This window comes from Shinella yambaruensis (genome assembly GCF_050859155.1).
In the GTDB taxonomy this organism is placed as follows: Bacteria; Pseudomonadota; Alphaproteobacteria; order Rhizobiales; family Rhizobiaceae; genus Shinella; species Shinella yambaruensis.
In genome coordinates this window covers 83,745-102,607 of record NZ_CP150639.1, presented here as the reverse complement: position 1 = coordinate 102,607, position 18,863 = coordinate 83,745, and the positions used below count along the sequence as shown (strand labels likewise).

Annotated in this window: 16 protein-coding genes; 7 read left to right on the top strand and 9 right to left on the bottom strand. The window is 66.4% G+C overall.

Annotated features, from left to right (window positions below):
• Positions 1–32: 32 nt before the first annotated feature.
• From WMC41_RS22890 to WMC41_RS22860, 7 genes are read right to left on the bottom strand one after another with little or no spacing between them, the layout of a single operon-like run.
• The gene (locus WMC41_RS22890; protein ID WP_432348992.1) at positions 33–1,334 is read right to left on the bottom strand and encodes an amidase; all 1,302 of its coding nucleotides are present in this window, start codon (positions 1,332–1,334) and stop codon (positions 33–35) included.
• Entirely contained in the window at positions 1,322–2,488 is a 1,167-nt protein-coding gene (locus WMC41_RS22885) for a substrate-binding protein (protein WP_432348991.1), read from the bottom strand. The genes WMC41_RS22890 and WMC41_RS22885 overlap by 13 nt, the downstream gene beginning before the upstream one ends.
• Positions 2,489–2,540: 52 nt before the next feature.
• Positions 2,541–3,236, bottom strand: a complete 696-nt coding sequence (urtE, locus tag WMC41_RS22880; protein ID WP_432348989.1) for an urea ABC transporter ATP-binding subunit UrtE — start codon at positions 3,234–3,236, stop codon at positions 2,541–2,543.
• Positions 3,236–3,922 carry an ATP-binding cassette domain-containing protein gene (locus WMC41_RS22875; protein ID WP_432348987.1) on the bottom strand — a complete coding sequence of 229 codons (687 nt, stop codon included), beginning with the start codon at positions 3,920–3,922 and terminating at the stop codon, positions 3,236–3,238. The genes urtE and WMC41_RS22875 overlap by 1 nt, the downstream gene beginning before the upstream one ends.
• Positions 3,919–4,899 carry a branched-chain amino acid ABC transporter permease gene (locus WMC41_RS22870; protein WP_432348985.1) on the bottom strand — a complete coding sequence of 327 codons (981 nt, stop codon included), beginning with the start codon at positions 4,897–4,899 and terminating at the stop codon, positions 3,919–3,921. The genes WMC41_RS22875 and WMC41_RS22870 overlap by 4 nt, the downstream gene beginning before the upstream one ends.
• Positions 4,896–5,744 (bottom strand): branched-chain amino acid ABC transporter permease, encoded by an 849-nt coding sequence (locus tag WMC41_RS22865; protein ID WP_432348983.1) that lies wholly within the window; start codon positions 5,742–5,744, stop codon positions 4,896–4,898. The genes WMC41_RS22870 and WMC41_RS22865 overlap by 4 nt, the downstream gene beginning before the upstream one ends.
• On the bottom strand, positions 5,744–7,153 hold the full coding sequence (locus tag WMC41_RS22860; protein WP_432348981.1) for an amidase: 1,410 nt from the start codon (positions 7,151–7,153) through the stop codon (positions 5,744–5,746). Before WMC41_RS22860 ends, WMC41_RS22865 begins: the two co-directional genes overlap by 1 nt.
• 101 nt (positions 7,154–7,254) lie before the next feature.
• Between WMC41_RS22860 and WMC41_RS22855 the strand changes: the two genes are divergently transcribed.
• Positions 7,255–8,208, top strand: a complete 954-nt coding sequence (locus tag WMC41_RS22855) for a LysR family transcriptional regulator (protein WP_432348979.1) — start codon at positions 7,255–7,257, stop codon at positions 8,206–8,208.
• 22 nt (positions 8,209–8,230) lie between these two features.
• Here WMC41_RS22855 and WMC41_RS22850 read toward each other — a convergent pair whose 3' ends face one another.
• Positions 8,231–9,025: a helix-turn-helix domain-containing protein gene (locus tag WMC41_RS22850; RefSeq protein ID WP_288079092.1), complete on the bottom strand. Its 795-nt coding sequence runs from the start codon at positions 9,023–9,025 to the stop codon at positions 8,231–8,233.
• A gap of 141 nt (positions 9,026–9,166) precedes the next feature.
• Between WMC41_RS22850 and WMC41_RS22845 the strand changes: the two genes are divergently transcribed.
• The 5 genes from WMC41_RS22845 (at position 9,167) to WMC41_RS22825 (ending at position 16,802) form a co-directional block, all read left to right on the top strand.
• The gene (locus tag WMC41_RS22845; protein ID WP_272807615.1) at positions 9,167–10,750 is read left to right on the top strand and encodes an ABC transporter substrate-binding protein; all 1,584 of its coding nucleotides are present in this window, start codon (positions 9,167–9,169) and stop codon (positions 10,748–10,750) included.
• 90 nt (positions 10,751–10,840) lie between these two features.
• A complete protein-coding gene (locus WMC41_RS22840; RefSeq protein ID WP_432348977.1) occupies positions 10,841–12,838 on the top strand; it encodes a CocE/NonD family hydrolase in 1,998 nt (665 codons plus the stop codon).
• Positions 12,839–13,072: 234 nt separating this feature from the next.
• Positions 13,073–14,395 (top strand): caspase family protein, encoded by a 1,323-nt coding sequence (locus WMC41_RS22835; protein ID WP_432348975.1) that lies wholly within the window; start codon positions 13,073–13,075, stop codon positions 14,393–14,395.
• A 23-nt stretch (positions 14,396–14,418) separates the two neighbouring features.
• Entirely contained in the window at positions 14,419–15,669 is a 1,251-nt protein-coding gene (locus tag WMC41_RS22830) for a lysozyme inhibitor LprI family protein (RefSeq protein WP_432348973.1), read from the top strand.
• Complete coding sequence (locus WMC41_RS22825) at positions 15,666–16,802, top strand: lysozyme inhibitor LprI family protein (RefSeq protein ID WP_432348971.1); 1,137 nt, start codon at positions 15,666–15,668, stop codon at positions 16,800–16,802. The genes WMC41_RS22830 and WMC41_RS22825 overlap by 4 nt, the downstream gene beginning before the upstream one ends.
• Before the next feature lie 98 nt (positions 16,803–16,900).
• Here WMC41_RS22825 and WMC41_RS22820 read toward each other — a convergent pair whose 3' ends face one another.
• Positions 16,901–17,824 (bottom strand): LysR family transcriptional regulator, encoded by a 924-nt coding sequence (locus WMC41_RS22820; RefSeq protein WP_244766234.1) that lies wholly within the window; start codon positions 17,822–17,824, stop codon positions 16,901–16,903.
• 127 nt (positions 17,825–17,951) lie between these two features.
• Here WMC41_RS22820 and WMC41_RS22815 point away from each other — a divergent pair, with 127 nt between their 5' ends.
• Positions 17,952–18,800 carry a transporter substrate-binding domain-containing protein gene (locus WMC41_RS22815; RefSeq protein ID WP_432348969.1) on the top strand — a complete coding sequence of 283 codons (849 nt, stop codon included), beginning with the start codon at positions 17,952–17,954 and terminating at the stop codon, positions 18,798–18,800.
• Positions 18,801–18,863 lie beyond the last annotated feature (63 nt).

Here is an 18,863-nt window from a genome sequence, read left to right as displayed (position 1 = left end):
CGGCCCAAGCGGAGGGTTGATCGTCGCCTTCATCACACGCCGGTGCTGAAAGAGGGGCCGTCCTCCAGCAGCGCGAGAGTCGAGCGATCAGCGTCGCGGGCGGCAACGACCTGCAGGCTGCCGCCTGCGGCCGGCAGAGCCGCGGCGGGGTGGCCCGTGTGGTCGAAGAGACAGGTCAGCCGCACCAATCCATAGGTGAAATCCCGTTCCGTCCCCCCGATCGTAAGGCTTTGCGCGTCTTTCGGCGCACGCGCCACCGCGGTCGTCGGGCTCACGATCACCGTGCCGTCCGCAAGGATTGCATCGACGGCAGCCCGCATCTGCTGGCGATCGCGGCAGGCAGCGAGATAAGCCGCCATGGTGATTGAATCCGCGTGGCTGACGGCACCTTGCCCCTCGCGCGGCAACTCGACGCCGGGCGCGACGACGCTGCGATAGAAGGCGGCCGTCTCGACGCAGAAGATCGTGCCGTGCACCGCCGCCACCCGATCGAGCGCGGGCAGGCGCGCCTCGGACACCGTGACACCCTTGCGCGTCAGCGCCGTCAGCGTCTGCCCGAAGGCTGCCTGCACGTCGCCATCGCACTCGGCGACCCAGGCCGGGTCGAAAGCGACACGGCGCGCGGCCGGGCGTGCCGGCATGTCGGGGTCTAGGGCCTCTGCCAGGAGCAGCAAGTCTTCGCCCGTGCGCGCCATCGGTCCGACATGGTCGAGCGAGGGCACGAGCGGCCATACGCCCGCAAGGGACCATCGGCCGGCGCTCGGCTTCAGGCCCGCCACGCCGCACAGCGCGGCCGGCACCCGGATGGAGCCTCCGGTATCGGTGCCGATCGCCGCATGGCAAAGCCCCGCCGCCAGCGCGGCACCCGAGCCGCCCGAAGAACCGCCGACGGAGAGCGTCGTATCCCCAGGATGCACCACCTCGGCGGTCCGTACCCCGAAGGCGCCCGGATCGCTGATCGTCGTGCCGATGATCGTCGCGCCGAGCGCGCGCAATCTCGCGGTGATCCAGCTGTCCTTTACCGCCCTCCGGTCACGAAGGAAGCGCATGCCGGCACTCGCCAGTGCCGGCACGGTATCGATGTTTTCCTTCACCGCCACGCAGAGCCCGGCAAGCAGCCCGGGATCGCGGCCCGCCATCCTGGCGGCATCCGCGGCACGCGCCTCGGCGAGCGCCGTGCTTTCCAGCACCTCGCGATAGGCATTGAGGCGGGGATTGTCCCGGGCGATGCCCGCCAGCATCGCCCGGGCCATCTCCTCGGCACCTGCCGTGCCGGACAGGAAAGCGGCACGTGCCGCTTTCGCCGAGGTGAGGATGTCGTTCAAAGGGTGCATCCAGGCACGTCCGGGTCGATCTGGCCGAAGTTCTCGACGGTTTCCCAATGGCCGTCCGGCGTGCCGCGGGCGAGGATGGAGTTGGTGCGCAGGCAATTGTTGGCGGCGAAGTTGACCTTGCCCTGCGGCGCATCGAACTCCACCTCACGCAATGCCTTGATGACCGCGTCGCTTTCCGTCGATCCGGCTTTCTCCACGGCGGCGGCATAGAGATAGACGCCGTCATAGGCCGCCTCGCCGATGGCGTTGATGGGCTTGTCCGCGCCGTACTTCTTCGCGAAGGCCTCCGTGAAGGTCTTGTTGCGCGGCGTGTCCAGCTTCATGAAGTAGGCCTGGTTGGACAGCGTGCCGGCCGTCAGTTCCGGATGGGCGAAGGAGAACAGTTCGTCCAGCGCATTCGAGAAGAGCTGCTGCTTGAAGCCGAAGGACTGGTACTGCTTCAGGGCCGTGATGACGTCGGCGCCCGCCACCATCATCCAGATGAAATCCGGATTGGCTGCCCGCGCACGGTCGAAGATCGGCGCGAAGTCCTGCGTGCCGAACGGGGCGAATTCCGCGCCGAGCAGCTTGCCGCCGAGCTTTTCGATCTCCGTTTTGATGACTTCCGTCGAGGCACGCGGCCAGATGTAGTCGGAGCCGATGACGTAGACGGTCTTGCCGGTGTTCTTCGTCAACCAGCCGAGCGAGGGCACGATCTGCTGGTTCGGCACCTGCCCGGTCGAGAAGAAGCTCTTCTCGCAGACCCCGCCCTCGTAATAGGTCGAGTACATCAGGATATGGTTCGCCGGGCTGGTGACGGAGCGGGCGGCGACGTGCTCCAGCGAAGCGATCATGCCCATGGTCGCGACGACCTCGTCCTCGAACACCAGCTTGCGCGCCTTTTCGATGGCGCCGCGGGTGGTCGTCTGGTCGTCCTCGACGACATATTCGATCTTGCGGCCGCCGATGCCGTTGGCCGCGTTCAGCTCTTCCACCGCAAGCTCGAAGCAGTGGAGTTGCGTTTCGCCGAGAATGGTTTCAAGGCCGGTGAGGCCCGACAGGAAGCCGAGCTTGATCGTGTCGGCTGCGCGCAGGATGGACGGCGCGCCGAGCGCCGAGACGGCGGCGATGCCGGCAAGGCCCTGGAGCGTGCGGCGGCGGGTGATAAGCGTCATTTCAGTTCCCCTTTTGGTTCGCCTTGATGCAATCCCGGCCATCCGGGCGTGTTCAGATGGCCAGGTACCGGTGAAGCGTCTCCTCCTCGAGCGTCCGGGGCGTGCTTTCGTGAACGATGCGCCCCTTCTCCATGAACAGCACCCGATCGGCCGCCGAGAGGCCGAGGTCGAGGTTCTGTTCCACCAAGAGCACGCCCAGGCCCTTTTCGGCCGCGAGCCTGCGCAGGATGTCGCCGATCATCTGGACGATGTTCGGCTGGATGCCCTCGGAGGGCTCGTCGAGCAGCAGGAAATCCGGCGCCGAGGCGAGCGCCCGGCCAAGCGCCAGCTGCTGCTGCTGCCCGCCTGAAAGCGTTCCGCCCAGCTGGTGGCGACGCTCGGCAAGGATCGGGAACATTTCGAAGATCTCGGCTGGAACCGTCGCGCTGCCGTCGCGGCGCGCACGCGTGCCCATGGTCAGGTTCTCGATGACGGAGAGCTTGTGGAAGATGCCCCGTCCCTGCGGCACATAGGCAAGGCCCGCCCGCGCGATCCTTTCCGGCGGCAGGCCCGCGGCGGCCTTGCCGTTCAGCGCGACTTGCCCGGCCCAGGGCCTGATGAGGCCGATCAGCGCCTTCATCAGCGTTGTCTTTCCGACGCCGTTGCGGCCGAGGATCGACACGACCTCGCCCTTTCGGACCGACAGGGTGACGCCTTGCAGGACCTCGGTGCTGCCATAACCTGCGCGCAGATCGTTCACGTCCAGCATCACGCCCGCCCCAGATAGATGTCGCGCACCATCGGGTCGCGCTCGATGGCCGAAAAATCGCCTTCCGCAACGAGCCGGCCCTGGTGCATCACCACGGTGCGGGCCGACAGCGCCCGCACGAAATGCATGTCGTGGTCGATCACCACCACCGTGCATGTGCCGCGCAGCGACAGGAGGAGGTCGGCCACCGCCTGGGTCTCCTCCGGCGAGAGGCCAGCCGTCGGCTCGTCGAGCAGCAGGAGGCGTGGCCTGCGGATCAGCCCCATGGCGATTTCCAGCCATTGCTTCTTGCCGTGGGCGAGCACGTCGGCGCGGGTATCGCGCTCGGCCGCAAGCCCGGTGCGCGCCATCACCGCCGCCGCATCGCCGCCGCCCGCCACCGTCAGGTTTTCCGCGACCGTCAGCGAACCGAAGACGGAGGGGACCTGGAACTTGCGGGCGATGCCGGCACGGGCGATCGCGTGGCGCGAGAGGCCTTCGACAGGCTTGCCGTCGAACAGGATCCGGCCGGCGCTCGGCGCTATGGCGCCGCAGATCATGTTGAGAAGCGTCGATTTGCCGGCGCCGTTCGGCCCGATCACGCAGGAGACCTCCCCCGCCGCAAAGGTCACGCTGACATCCTCGACGGCAACCAATCCGCCGAAACGACGGCCGAGGCCTTCGGTACGCAGTTCGCCGCCCGTCATGCCGCGCCCCCTTCCTTCACGCCCTTACAGCGCGTCCAGAGCTTCTGCGCGGCGGCCGGCAGGCCATCGGGGAAGAAGAACACCATGGCGAGGAAGAAAGCGCCGATGAACAGCGGCCAGGCCGAAGCGCTGAGCGTGGAAACCTCCTGCTGCAGCCGCCAGACGATCATCGTGCCCGCGACCGCGCCGATGAGCGAGCCGCGCCCGCCGACCGCGACCCACATGATGACCTCGGTGGAAAGCAGGAGCGCGATCATGTCCGGCGCGACGAAACCCGTTCCGGTCACATAGAGCGCGCCGGCAAGCCCGGCGATCAGGCCCGAAAGCACGAAGACGGCGAGCAGGTGAAGCGGCGTGTTGTAGCCGAGCGTCTGGGCCTTGCGCTCGTCATCCTCGATTGCCCGAAGGACGAGGCCACGCTGGCCGCGCAGGCCCGCCCAGAGCGCGAGCACGATGCCGAACAGCACGGCGACCACGAGATAATAGAAAACCTTGCCGGTGATCGAGAGGCCGAGCGTAAGCGGCGGAACGCCGATCAGGCCAGCATCCCCGCCGGTGACGGAGGACCAGCCGATGGCGATCTGCTGCGCGATCAGGGTCAAGGCCAGGGTGACGATGGTGAAATAGGCCCCGCGCACGCCGCCGAAGATCACGAAATAGCCGACCGCAAGGGCGATCACGCCGGCAAGGCCGACACCGAAGGCAAGCCCCGCGAGGCTGCTCCAGGCGGCGCCCGGCGCCAGGTGGATCGTCATCACCGCCATGCCGTAGGCACCGGCACCGAAGAAGGTGGCGTGGCCGAAGGAGAGGATGCCGGTGCGTCCCCAGAAGAGATCGAGCGAGACGGCGAAGAGCGCGAAAAGCAGGATGTCGCGAAGGCCGGAGACGCCGGAATAGGAGCCGAAGGCCGGATAGAGGGCGAGCGCCGCCAGGATGGCGAGGGTGATGAAAAGCCAGGTCTTCTCCCGTTGCGTCATGCCGGCACCAGCCCCTGCGGACGGAACCGCACGATGACGACCGCGAGGATCAGCACGCTGGCCTGCGCCACGGTGATCGGCACGGTGGTGGAGAGCAACGATTCCAACCCGCCCACGAAGGCCGAGCCGGCGACGACACCGGGGATGGAACCCGCGCCGCCGACGAGGACGACGAAGAAGGAGCGCGCCAGATAGTTGACGCCCATCAGCGCCGTCACGGCGACGAGCGGCGCGATGAGGACGCCGGCGAGGGCGGCGAGCGCCGCGCCGCTGGCGAACGCCCGGCGATAGACCCTTTCGGCATTCACGCCGAGCGCCCGCGCCATGCCCGCATTCTGGATCACCGCCCTGACATCGAGCCCGAACGGCGTCTTGCGGAAGACCAGCACGCAGGTGCCCATCACGGCGAAGGCAAAGACGATCAGGAAGAGCCGGTAGGCCGGATATGTGATGCCGAGCACCTGAACAGACGCCTCGAACGGCGCCGTCACCGGCCGCGGCGCGGCGCCATAGGCCAGGATGATCGCCTGCTGCAGGATGAGGCTGAGCCCCCAGGTGGCGAGGATGGTGGAGATGGGCCTGTCGTAGAGGCGCCGGATCACCGCGATTTCAAGCACCGTGCCCAAGAGATAGCCGACGACCGGCGCCACGACGAGCGCCAGCCAGAACGAGCCGCCGGCCGCCTGTACCGTGAAAAGCGTATAGGCGCCGATGGTGACGAACTCGCCATGGCTGAGATTGATGATGCCCATCAATCCGTAGATGATCGCAAGACCCAGCGCGACGAGCATGAGAATGCTCATCAGCGTCAGCGCATTGAGGGAAAGGGAGACGATATCCGGCATCACGGCGCTCCCAGCAAGCGGTCGACCGCCTCGGCGGCATCGAGCACGAAGCCGTCTTGCCCACGCGGGCCGACGATCTGCAGGCCGACCGGCAAGCCGTCGGCCAGGCCGCAGAACAGGGTGCAGGCCGGCTGCTGCGACAGGTTGATCGGATAGCTGAACCCGGCCCATTCGGTCCAGCGCGACAGGCTGGAGCCCTCTGGCACCTCCCGTCCGGCCGCGAACGGCAGGCAGGCGGTGGCGGGAGAAAGAAGGAGATCGTAGTCCGTGAGCAACTGCTCCATTGCGGCGCCGAAGCGGGCACGGGCCTGTTGCGCCGAGATATAGTCCATCAGGCTGAAGCGGCTCCCCTCCCCGGCCGCATCGATGAAGCCGGGATCCATCGCTTCGCGTGCCGACGGGGGGACGGACGAAAGGCGGCTTGCCGCTCCGGTCATCCAGTGGGCGCAGAACAGGTCGTGCAGGCGTTCGCCGGGCAGCTGGATCGCTTCAACGCGTGCGCCCGCCGCCTCGATCCGCCGGGCCGCATCCAACACCGCGCGCTCGATCGCCGGGTCGAGCGAACCCGTCGGCGGCGACATCCAGAGACCGACCTTGCGTCCCTTCCAGCCGAAGGGCTGCGCATCGAGCGCCGGCACCGCCCCCCATGGCTGGCTCCAGTCCCGAAGGCTCCGTCCGCCCATCGCGGCGAGCATCGCCCGCGCGTCGGCCGGGCTGCGGGACATCGGGCCGATATGGGCAACCGTGCCGAAGACGCTCGGCGGATCGGCCGGGACACGGCCGAAGGTCGGCTTCAGGCCGAAGGTCCCGGTGAAGGCGGCAGGGATCCGGATCGATCCGCCGCCATCGGTGCCGAGATGAAGAACGCCCGCGCCGGTGGCCGAGGCGACCGCCGCCCCGCCCGAAGAGCCGCCGGGCGTGCGGTCCGGGTTCCATGGATTGCGGGTGATGCCGAAGGCGGGGCTGTCCGTCACCGCCTTCCAGCCGAACTCCGGCGTCGTGGTCTGGCCGATGAAGACCGCGCCGGCAGCGCGAAGGCCCGCGACGGCGGGCGCATCCTGCTTCATCGGCGCGGCATCGGTGACCCGGCTTCCGTAGCGCACGGTCCAGCCCTCGACATGCACGATGTCCTTGAGGGTCGCGGGCACGCCGTCGATCGCCGAGAGCGCCGAGCCCGCCCGCCAGCGCGCCTCGGCGGCGCGCGCCGCCTCCAGCGCGCCGGCATGATCGATGAAGGTGAAGGCGTTGAAACGCGGCTGGATGGCCTCGGCGCGATCAAGTGCCGCCTGGACGGCCTCCACCGGAGAAAGCGCGCCGGACCGGAAGGCCGCGGTGAGGGCCGCGACATCCATGCGGCACAGGTCCGGCGCATCGGAGATTGGCGAGATGGACTGGCGGCTGCTGTTCACGGCGTCTTCCCACTGCTGAAAACCAGTGAAGACAGCATCGCGCAAACGTTGAATTATATAAAATGCAAAATATGATACTGCTTGTTACATGGAATAGATGAATGAATCTGACCCTTCGCCAGCTTCGTTACCTCGTGCTCGTCGCAGAGACGGGATCGATATCGGCTGCGGCGCGCACCTGCCGCATCGCGCAATCCTCCATTCTGGCCGCGATGGGCCAGGCGGAAGGCGAGATGCGTTCCAGGCTCTTTGAGCGCCGGCCGTCCAAGGGCGTCACGCTTACGCCGGCCGGCGAGCGGTTCGTCGCGTCGGCCCGCCGCCTGCTCGCGGCGGAGGCGGAGTTCGAGCGCACGATGGACAAGTTCACCGCCGGCATGCCGCCGGTCCTGAAGATCGGCTGTTTCGAGCCGTTCGGCGCCCTGTTCATGCCGGAGCTCCTGCACCGGTTCGTTGCAGCGAGCGGCACCGAGATCCAGCTCTTCGAGGGCGAGCAACCACAACTGCTGACATGGCTGGAATCGAACATGGTCGATGCGATCGTGGCCTATGACATCGGCCCGGGCCTTCCCTCGGATGCCGTGACCCTCGCCCATGTGCCGGCACATGCGCTGCTTCATGCGAATGATCCGCTTGCGCAAAAGCAATGCCTCAGCCTCGCGGAACTGGTGACGCGGCCGCTGGTTCTGTTCGACCTGCCGCAGACCTCGGGCTACCTGGTCACGCTTTTCGATCTCGCGGGCCAGCGACCGAAAATCTCGTTCCGGACGCGGGGCTACGATACCGTTCGCGCCGCGGTGGCCTGCGGCTTCGGCATGTCGATCCTCAACATGCGTCCCATCGGGCTTGGAAGTCCGGACAGCGATCGTCTGGTGCGCCGCCCCCTGCTCGAAATCCTGCCGACACCCCGCCTGATGATCGCCGACCGGTACGGAAGCGCAAAACCGGCCTTTCTGCGGCGTTTCATCGAGGTGGCGCGGGAATTTTTCGCGGAGACCGGGCCGGAGCGATTTGCGGTTGCCTTGCCGGAACGGCATGCAAGCCTGGTCGCCGTCTAGCCGGACGCGGATCCCAAGGGGCTCAGACCTCGCTGAACGGGATGGAAATGGCGGGATTTTCGCTCGCGTCGAGGAATTCGCGCACCGTCGGGGGAAGCTGCCGCGAGCCTGGCGGCAACACGCCGCAGCGGGACAGCAGCTGGCGCCGGTCGGTATCCGTGCCGAGATGGCGCCAGATGACGCGCGAGGCATAGGGAAGGTTCTGCTTCCGCCAGGAAACACCCATCGTCATGCCCCTCAGATAGATGCGCTGGTGCGTTTCGAAAGGCGTCAGGATCGTCTGCGCGATCATCGGCTCAGGCCCGGTGCTCCGCTCGACGACGAAGATGCGGTTGCGGAGAAACGAGGCGAGGCCGAGATATTTCGAGAACTGGCGGATTTCATGCGGCCGATCCTGGATGCGTTCGATGGATTTCACGCGCACCGCACCTTCGTGCTCGTCCAGCCGGGCACAGGAGCAGACGATCATGCCCGGCCACGAGAGCGAGACGTGGTAGGTCTGGTAATAGCCGAGATGCCGGCGAAGCGACGGCAGGTTGCCGGGAAAGCAGGTATGCAGCACGTCCGTGCCGAAGGCCCCGCCGGCAGCGCTCACGAGGCGCAGCTCGAACAGGGCTGGGTCGAGCGAGAAGTCGGCCGGCCTGACGCCGAAGAAGGCCGCGATCCGCGCCAGATTGTGCGGCGAGGGGACCGCCTCGCCGTTCACATAGCGGTTGAACTGCTGGCGGTTGACGCCGAGCTGGCGGCAGATTTCCGACACCGACTTGCGGGTGCTGCAGGCATGCCGGAGATTGATCGGGAAAGACGTCGGCTGCATGGTTCACTCCAGGGAACAGGAGCGTAAAGCAGCGTAAAATCGCGTCAAGTCGTGAAATTCTCTCCCGCCCCCATGTTCGCTACGATTTCCTCGAAAGCTCCGGTGGATGTCCGGAGCCCGCACAAATGGGGAACCGACGACATGACGCGCATCTGGAAGCCTGATGTAAATTCCACCGGCAGCCTCAAACGCCGCGAGTTCCTCGGCGGCGCAGCCGCCCTCGGCGTGCTCGCCGCAACGGCGACAGGCTTTGCGCCGGGGCGCGCGCTCGCGCAGGAGCCGAAGCGCGGCGGGCACCTGAAGCTCGGCCTGAAGGGCGGCGCTGCGACGGATACGCTTGATCCGGCAGGCTACAGCGCCGGCGTCGCCTTCGTGACGGGCCGCTGCTGGGGAGATACGCTGGTCGAATCCCATCCCGATACCGGCGTCGCCGTCCCGGCCCTTGCCGAATCCTGGGAAGCCTCCGCCGATGCCGCGACCTGGACCTTCAAGATCCGCAAGGGCGTCACGTTCCACGACGGCAGCCCGATGACCATCGCCGACGTGCTCGCCACGCTGAAGCGGCACTCCGATGCCGGCTCCAAGTCGGGCGCGCTCGGGCTTCTCGGCTCGATCAGGTCCTTCGAGGACAAGGCCGGCGACCTGGTGATCACGCTCGCCGAAGGGAACGCGGACCTGCCGCTGATCCTCTCGGACTACCACCTGATCATCCAGCCGGGCGGCGGCGTGGAAAACCCCGATGCGGCGGTCGGCACCGGCCCCTACAAGCTGGTCTCCTTCGAGGCGGGCGTGCGCACGACCTTCGAGAAGAACGCGAACGACTGGCGCTCCGACCGCGGCTTCGTCGACAGCGTCGAGATCATCGTCATGAACGACACCACTGCGCGCATTGCGGCGCTGTCCTCCGGCCAAGTCCACTTCATCAGCGCGGTAGAGCCCAAGACCGTCGAACTCCTGAAGCGCGCGCCGATCGTCGAGATCCTCCAGACCGGCGGCAAGGGCTTCTACAGCTTCCTGATGCATTGCGACACGGCACCGTTCGACAACAACGATCTGCGCCTCGCGCTCAAATACGCCATCGACCGCCAGGAGATCCTCGACCGGGTGCTCAGCGGCTACGGCACCCTCGGCAACGACTATCCGGTCAACATGGCCTATGCCCTCGCCCCGGACGGTATCGAGCAGCGCGCCTTCGACCCGGACAAGGCCGCCTTCCACTACAAGAAATCCGGCCATTCCGGCCCGGTTCTCCTGCGCACTGCCGAAGCCGCCTTCCCCGGCGCGGTCGATGCCGCCGTGCTCTTCCAGGAGAGCGCCAAGAAGGCGGGCATCGCCATCGACGTCAAGCGCGAGCCGGATGACGGCTACTGGACGAACGTCTGGAACGTCCAGCCCTTCTCCGCATCCTACTGGGGCGGGCGCCCGACGCAGGATTCGCGCTATTCCACCTCCTATGTCTCCAACGCCGAATGGAACGACACGCGCTTCAAGCGGCCGGATTTCGACAAGCTGGTTCTCCAGGCAAGGGCCGAGCTCGACGAAACCAAGCGCCGCGCGCTCTACAAGACCATGGCGCTCATCGTGCGCGACGAGGGCGGCCTGATCCTGCCGGTCTTCAACGACTACCTCAATGCCTGCTCCAAGCAGGTGAAGGGCTATGTCCACGACATCGGCAACGACGTCTCCAACGGCTATGTCGCAAGCCGGGTCTGGCTCGACGCCTGACGTTATGCCTCTATATCCATGACCGGATGCAGCGCCGCGCGCTGCATCCGGTCAGTCAAATCCGCCTCTCCCGCCAAACGGACGCCCGCCATGTCTCGCCCCTTCACCGTCATCGAAAACCAGTGGATCACGCTTGCCGACGGCACGCGGCTTGCCGCGCGCATCTGGATGCCGGACGGGGCCGAGGCGGACCCCGTGCCCGCCGTCTTCGAATTCCTGCCCTACCGCAAGCGCGACGGCACGTGCATGCGCGATGAATCGACCTATCCCGTCTTCGCCGCCGCCGGCATTGCCGGCGTGCGTGTCGATATCCGCGGCTCGGGCGAATCCGACGGCGTCATCGACGGGGAATATACGCCGCTTGAGCTGGCGAACGCCTGCGAGCTCATCGCCTGGATCGCGGCACAACCCTGGTCGAACGGCGCGGTCGGGATGATGGGCATCTCCTGGGGCGGCTTCAACTGCCTGCAGGTCGCCGCGCTGAAGCCGCCGGCGCTGAAGGCCGTCATCTCCATTGCCTCCACCGTCGACCGGTACAACGACGACATCCACTACAAGAACGGCACCCATCTTTCCGCCCAGTTGTCCTGGGCCGCCACCATGCTCGCCTACCAGTCACGCTCGCCCGACCCCGACATCGTCGGCGAGCGCTGGAAGGCGATGTGGCTGGAGCGGCTGGAAAACGAGCCCTTCTTCATGGAGGAATGGCTGCAGCACCAGCGCCGCGACGCCTTCTGGAAACACGGTTCCATCTGCGAGGATTTCGCCGGCTTCCCCGTCCCCGCCCTCGTCATCGCCGGCTGGGCGGACGGTTATCGCAGCACGCCGCTCAAGGCCGTCGAAGGCCTTGGCGACAAGGCGAAGGCGCTGATCGGCCCCTGGGTCCACAAATACCCGCATTTCGCCTGGCCGAAGCCGCGCATGGATTTCCACACGGAAGCCATCGCCTGGTGGAACCGCTGGCTGCGCGGTGAGGAGAATGGCGCGGAGAAGACGCCGCAGGTGCGCGCCTATATCCAGGACGCCGCCCGCCCGGCGCTGCGCCGCGAGGCCGATCCCGGCTTCTGGGTCGCCAAGGATCGCTGGGAGGCGCCCGACATGGCGACCTTCTACGTCGAGCAATACGGCGCGCTGGCGCCCGGCATGCCGATTGCCGGCGCCACCGGGCACGACCGCACCCTGAAGTCGCCGCTCGACACCGGCATCATGGCCGGCGAGTGGTTCACGCTGAAGCCGGACGCGGAAATGGCGCTCGACCAGCGCCTCGACGATGCCGGCTCGCTTGTCGTCGAAACGCCGCCGCTCTCGGAAGCCCAGAACTTCCTCGGCCAGCCGGTGCTGGAGCTCGACCTCTCGACGGAGGCCGACATCGCCAATCTCTGTGCCCGCCTCGTCGATATCCATCCCGATGGCACGGCGACCCGCGTGACCTTCGGCGTCCTCAACCTCGCCCATTGCGACGGCAATGCCGAACCGAAGGCGATGCCCAGAGGGGAGAAGATCCGTGTCCGCCTCGTGCTCGATGCCATGGGCTATCGCTTCCGCGCCGGCCACCGCATCCGTCTGTCACTCTCGACATCCTACTGGCCGATGATCCTGCCGCCGCCGGTGGATGCCGGCGTGACGGTCGATCTCGCCTCGCTCGGCCTTTCCCTGCCGAAACTCGGCGCGCACCGGGTCGTCTCTCTTCCCGAGCCGGCCAATCCCGACCCGCTGCCGAAATATACGGAGCTCGCTCCGGGCGAAACGGCGCGCGGCGTGGAACGGGACCTGACGAACGGCCTGACCGAATATTCGATCTACGAGGATACCGGCCTCAACGAGCATCCCGGCACGGGCCTCGCCACCCGCCAGGTCCGCGACGAACTCTGGTCGATCGCCGAAAACGACCCGCTCTCGATGACGGGCACGGCCGTGTGGACCTGCGACATGCAGCGCCCCGGCTGGTTCGTGCGCACCGTCTCGACCGCCACCATCGCCTGCACTGCGACGCACTGGCTGATCTCGGCCAATGTCCGCGCCTTCGAGGGCGAGGCGAAAATCTTCGAGAAGGCGTTCGAAAAAGCGGTTCCGCGCGACTTCATGTAGCCTTCCATCCGCTTCCAACCACACCGCAGGTCGCTTGGTTGCCTCTTTGCGGCTTTTCGGTTTGAATGAAACCAATTCTGGTGAACGGCGACGAACGGCGGGAATAGAACATCCGCGATGTTCAGGCGTGCAAGGCGGAGTTGAGGCATGCGGGCTGTTCCTGGAAGAAATGCAATCCGGCATTTTCTCGCCGCGCTCGTCTGCCTGCTTTTCCTTCCTGCCGGATCGCCGGCCATGGCACAGGTGTCAGCATCGCACGGTGCCTTCGACGGGGTTGCCCTGGTGATCGGAAACGCGGACTATCGGTCGGTGGCCCGGCTCGCCAATCCGGCGAACGATGCGCGGGCCATGGCGGAAAAACTCGGCGGCCTCGGCTTTCGCCTCCATGTCGCCATCGACCAGCCGACAAGCGCCTTGCAGGAGACGATCCGGCGGTTTGCCGGCGACGTGTCCGGTGCGGACGTGATCTTCGTCTTCTATGCAGGCCACGGCCTTCAGCTCGACGGCCGCAACTTCCTCGTTCCGGTCGACCTCGCGAAAGGCGGGCAGCGGGACGACCTGATCGCGGTCGACCTGATCCTTTCGGCCATCGAGGAAAAGGCCAAGCCGGATGCCGCCAAGATCATCGTGCTCGATGCCTGCCGGAACAATCCGTTCAGCGACCTCTTCCACGGCGCGGACGGATCGCGCGGTCTTGCGCGCATCGACCTGCCCAAGCCGGCCGGCGCTGAGGCGAGTGCCGGTTATTATCGCCTGGTGGCCTTCGCCACGGCTGCCGGCCAAGTGGCATCCGATGGCGAAAGGGAGCACAGCCCCTATACGGAAAGCCTGCTGCGCTTCATCGATCAGCCCGGGCTCGAAGTGTCCGAAATGTTTCGCCTTGCGGCAGGCGACGTGCTTGCCAGCACGAACGGCATGCAGAAGCCCGAATATCTGGTTCAGACGAGCCGCACGCTCTTCTTTCGTCCACCCAACATAACCGAATGCGACCGGCTCGCCGTCGACGCGCGTAATTTCATCGGCGTGAAGGGCATCGCCTTCGAGGACATCGACGCCGTGAAGGCCGTGCCCGCCTGCCTTGATGCGGTCGCGGCCGAGCCGGAAAGCGCCCGGCTCAAGCACAACCTTGCCCGCAGCCTCGAAAAGGCCGAGCGGCTTTCCGAGGCGCTGGAACAATACCAGGCGGCGGCGGACAAAGGGCATCCGGCCGCTATCAATGCGCTCGGCATCATGTATCTGGCCGGGTGCGGCATGGCCAGGCCCGATGTCGCCCGCGCGCTGCAGCTCATCTCGCGGGCGCGCGACCTCGGCGATCTCGAAGCGGCATCCACGCTTACCGCCCACGACTTGCTGCCCTACCTTTCGGACGGCGGCAAGGCAACGCTGGCCCAGGCACTCGGACAAGCGGGCGTGACCGTCCCCGGCCCGGACGGGCTTTCGGCCGCGGTCGGCGCGTTTCAGCAGCAGGCCCGGCTGAAGGCCAGCGGACTGACACTCGAGACGGTCCATGCCCTGAAAATCTACGATACCGTGCCGGCGGGCTTCCGCTGCCACTGACGGCATCACGGGAAGGGAAGAGGATGAAACGCCTTTTTATCGCTGCGCTGCTGGGCATCCTGCCGCAAACGGCGGCTGCCGGCGGGATCGTCGAGAATTTCGAGACGCCGGCCGAATGCACGGACAGGGGTGACCTGAAGATCGAAGCCTGCCTCGCAGCCCTTGGCGGAGGGCTGGACGGCGCGGTGGAAAGCCGGCTTGCGGCCGTGCTGGCCGCCTCCGCGCAGCCAGATGCGGTGCGCGACGCCCAGGACGCCTGGCTTTCCTATCGCAAGGCGACCTGCGATTATTTTGCCGGGCAGGAGGGCATCGTCGGCGCCATCCAGGGTCTTCAATGCCTGCGCTGGACATCGTGGCGCCGGATGAAGGAACTCGACACGCTGCTGGGCGTCGCTCCGTCGGAGGACGGCGACGAAAGCCAGACCGAGGGCGGGCTCGAACCGGATTTCAACACGCTCGCCGATTCGCACTATTCCATGCGCGCCTTCGCCTTCGGCGATTACAGCTGGTACATCAAGAAACGCTATGGCGCCGCCCTGATCGAGAAGGCGCTGGCGGCACGCGGCTTCGAAGCGGAAACGGCAAAGGCCATTTCGGCGGATTGGGACGCCTGGCGATATCACCCGGAAAACGGCCAGCCCCTGCTGGAGAGCGCGCCCATGAGCGCCAGCGATACCGACATGCAGTTGCTTGCGGCCCGTTTTCCTGCCTGCATGCGCGATCTCGGCACGGCGAATTGCCGCATGGCCTATTCGATCGAACTCGGCTGCCGGCTCGACCCGCCTGTCGCGAAGGCATGCCAGGGCGTCTTCGATATCAGCCGGTCCATCGCTGCCGGCTATCGGCGCGACGGCCGCACCGCCTCACCCTTTTCCGGTTTTCAGGGCAATTCGGTATACGCCATGGCCGGCTGCATCGCGGAAGGCGGCAAGGGGGCGGGCCTTGCGGTCTTCGCCCCGGACAATGCCGAGACCGTCACCAAGCTCACCTTCATCGCGCAGCCGGCAGGCGGCAGCGCCGTCGCCCAACCGGTCGATATCGAGACGCTTCCCGAGCGGCAGGCGGAGCTTTGCAGCGCGCTCATCGGCTGGACGTTCGACGAGAGCGGCAATCCGATCGCCGCGGGCGGCACGATCGAACTTTATGCCGTTTCCCCCGAAAGCGTGTTCGCACAGTACCGGGAGGATGCGCAGGCGGCCGACCCGGCACGCGATCCCGACTACGCCGACCACCTGCGACGCGTGGCCAACGCACTCGATGAGGCCGCACAATGAGCCGTCTTGCAGCTAGTCTCCTCTCCGTGGCCGTCTTGTCGGGCACCGCGACATTCGCCGAAGCACAGGACCAAGCCGACTGCGCGCGAAACGCGCTGACGCCCGGCCTCTGCCAGGCCTGGCGGATCGTGGTGCAAACGGAATCGCTTTCGCAAACCCTCCGGCTGCTCGACGGCGAGATCGAGGCCCGCGCCGCCGCAGGCGGGATCGCGCAGGAGAAGGCGGCGGACCAGCGGACACGGCTTGCCGCATCGCAAGCCGCCTGGGAGACCTTCCGCGATCGCCAATGCGCCCTTGCCGGCGCCCACCCGGGCGGTACCGAGGCATGCCGCCAGTCGATGGCGGAGGAGCGGCTCGCCGAGCTGCAGAACCCCGACATTGCGGAAGCCGGCACGGAAGGCGAGAGCTGGTCCGAACGGCGGGTCCATCAAAGCGCCTCCGAGACGGATGCCTGGGTCATGCTGCGGCTCGAGGGGCCGCCGATGCGCACCGTTGCCGACCGCGTGGCCCTCGCGACCGGTCCGCGCCAGGTGCGGGACTGGAGCTTTCGCAAATGGGTCAGCGATTTCCAGGCGAAGATCCGTGCGGCAAGCGGCTATGGCCCGCTGACCTCCGGCTTCGTCGCCGCCGAATGGGACATGCTGCGCTATGATCCCGAAAGCGGCGTGCGGCTGCATGCGGCGCCGGAAACGATTGCGGGCAGCCCCGCCGACAACAGCTGGGACAAGGACGAGGCCGGAGCCTTTGCCGCGCGCCTGCCCTCCTGCCTGAAGAACCTCGCGGATCCTCAATGCCGCGTGCAGTATTCCACCGAACTGGGTTGCCGCTATGACGCCGACATGGCGGCGTTCTGCCAGCAAAAACTCGATGGATTGCGCGGCGTCTTCCAATCCTATGCCCTGGACGATCCGCAGCACCGGGACGATTTCTACAAGGCGGTCGCCTGCCTGACGCCGGTTCCCATCGACACCACTTTCTCCCAGACCTTCCTTGCCGGCAGGAACCTGGCCTCGAACCCCGCAGGTGCCGAAGGCAGGCCCTGTTCGGAGCTGGGTTTTACGGCCGACGGCAAAGGCTGGTCCGCCCGGGACGTGCCGCTTTTCGGCACGAGGATGGATCTGGAAATTCGCTAGACATGTCGTTTCAGCGGCAACACCGCATCCATTCATCCTGAACCTCGGGAAGATGATGCCCGGTCGGCCCTACAGCCTGCCGCCGGCGGCGCTCATGGTCATCGACCATCCTCCGCGCCGGCTGGCTGAGCGCCAATGCGCATCGACGCATGCGCCGCCTCCTGTAGAGCACGCTCCAATCGTCCGACAGAGGGGCGTTGCGGCCTGTCCTGTGGCTGTTCGAGATAGTAGTTTCCCGGACCCGGCGTTCTCGGCACGAACGGGCAAACGACAAGGCCGAGGGCGGCGGCAATCGGGCCGCAAACCGGCAGGTGACCGATCGCAAGACCAAGCCCCTGGCTAACCATCATCAGGGACAGCGGCGTCGTGTCAACGGTTTCGAGCTTGAGGTGCCGGCCCGGCTGCGGGCCGAAATTGTGATTGAGAAGGGCAGTCCAGCCAATGGCATGGGACGCTACGTCATAGAGGCGAAACGACAGCAGGTCCTCCAGGCTGCCGATGCGCGCCGTGTCCTCCTTCCGGCACATGACGACATGGGACATGCCCATCAGCCAGGTAGGGTGCCGCACGAGGTGCGGCTCCTCTCCGAACCGGATCACCAGGTCCGGATCCACCTTGCGCTGCGTGCCCTCCACGAGAAGGTCGACGCGGATCGCCGGGTTCGCCGCTTCGAAATCCGCCAGCACGCGCGGCAGCCAGCTCATCGCCATCAACTGGCTCGCCAACAGCGTAACGCGGTCGATCCGCTGCCGCGCGAAGAGGGACTCGGCCTTGCTTTCGATCGCCCCGAGGGATGCCTGGACGGTCGGAAGGAAATCGCCTCCTTCCGACGTCAGGTTGATCCGGTTTGCGGCGCGTTCGAACAGCGGACGTCCCAGATGTGTCTCGAGCGCAAGAATCTGCTGACTGACGGCGGCAGCGGACATGCTTAGTTCTTTTCCGGCCCGGGCGAAGCTCTGGTGCCGCGCGGCTGCCTCGAACACGCGGAGCCAGTTCAACGAGGGGATTTTCGCGATACGCATTGCATCAGGCTAAGTTCAACTTAGCCTCAGGTCAATCAGATACCGTATCCAAACATGCTTCGCTCTTTGGCATAGTCGCATGACGGGTTGCTCAAAACCCGATGAACAACACCAAGGGAACGAAGATATGCTCAGACGCCATATGCTGCTTGCCCTCGCCCTGACGCCGCTTCTGGCTGGCGCGGCGACCGCTCAGAACCTGCCCGACCACATCACCGTCGCGACGGAGGGTGCCTATCCTCCGTGGAATTTCAGCAATGCCGATGGTTCCCTGGGCGGCTATGAAATCGAGCTGACGCAGGCGCTCTGTGAGCGCATGAAGATCAAATGCGATCTCATCGCCCAGGAGTGGAACGGCATCATCCCGGGCCTCACGGTCGGCAAGTATGATGCCATCATCGCGTCGATGGGCGTGACTGAAGAGCGCAAGAAAGTCATCGGCTTCTCGAAGCCCTACGCGAAGGCGCCCAACGGGTTCCTCACGGCGGGCGACAACGCGCTCAAGGATCTTCCGGAAGCCGGCCGTTCCTTCGACCTCGCAAAGGCTCCGCAGGAGTCCGAGGCGGCGCTCGCAGCCCTGAAGGAAAAGCTCTCCGGCAAGACCATCGGCGTTCAGACCGGTTCCACCGCGGCCACCTTCGCCGGCGAATACTTCAAGGGTCTCGATATCCGCGAATATCCCTCCTTCGAACAGCTCGGCCTGGAGCTCACCGCCGGGCGCATCGACCTCGCCGTGGCCAATGTGACGGCCTTCAAGGCGGTGATCGACGCGAACCCGGCAGGGACGCTGGTCTTTACCGGCCCCACCTTCGCCGGCGGCGTGCTTGGGCTCGGCACCATCAATGTCGCCCTGCGTCCGGGCGACGAGGCGCTGCGGGCAGCCTTTGACGCAGCCATCACGGACATCAACAGGGACGAGACCAACAAGGCCCTGACCGAAAAGTGGTTCGGCGTGGATATCTCCATCCATGAATAGCCCGCTCCCCCTCCCTTCTCGGGAGGGGGCAATCGCCGCGCGGCCCTCTTCCCGAACCAGCCG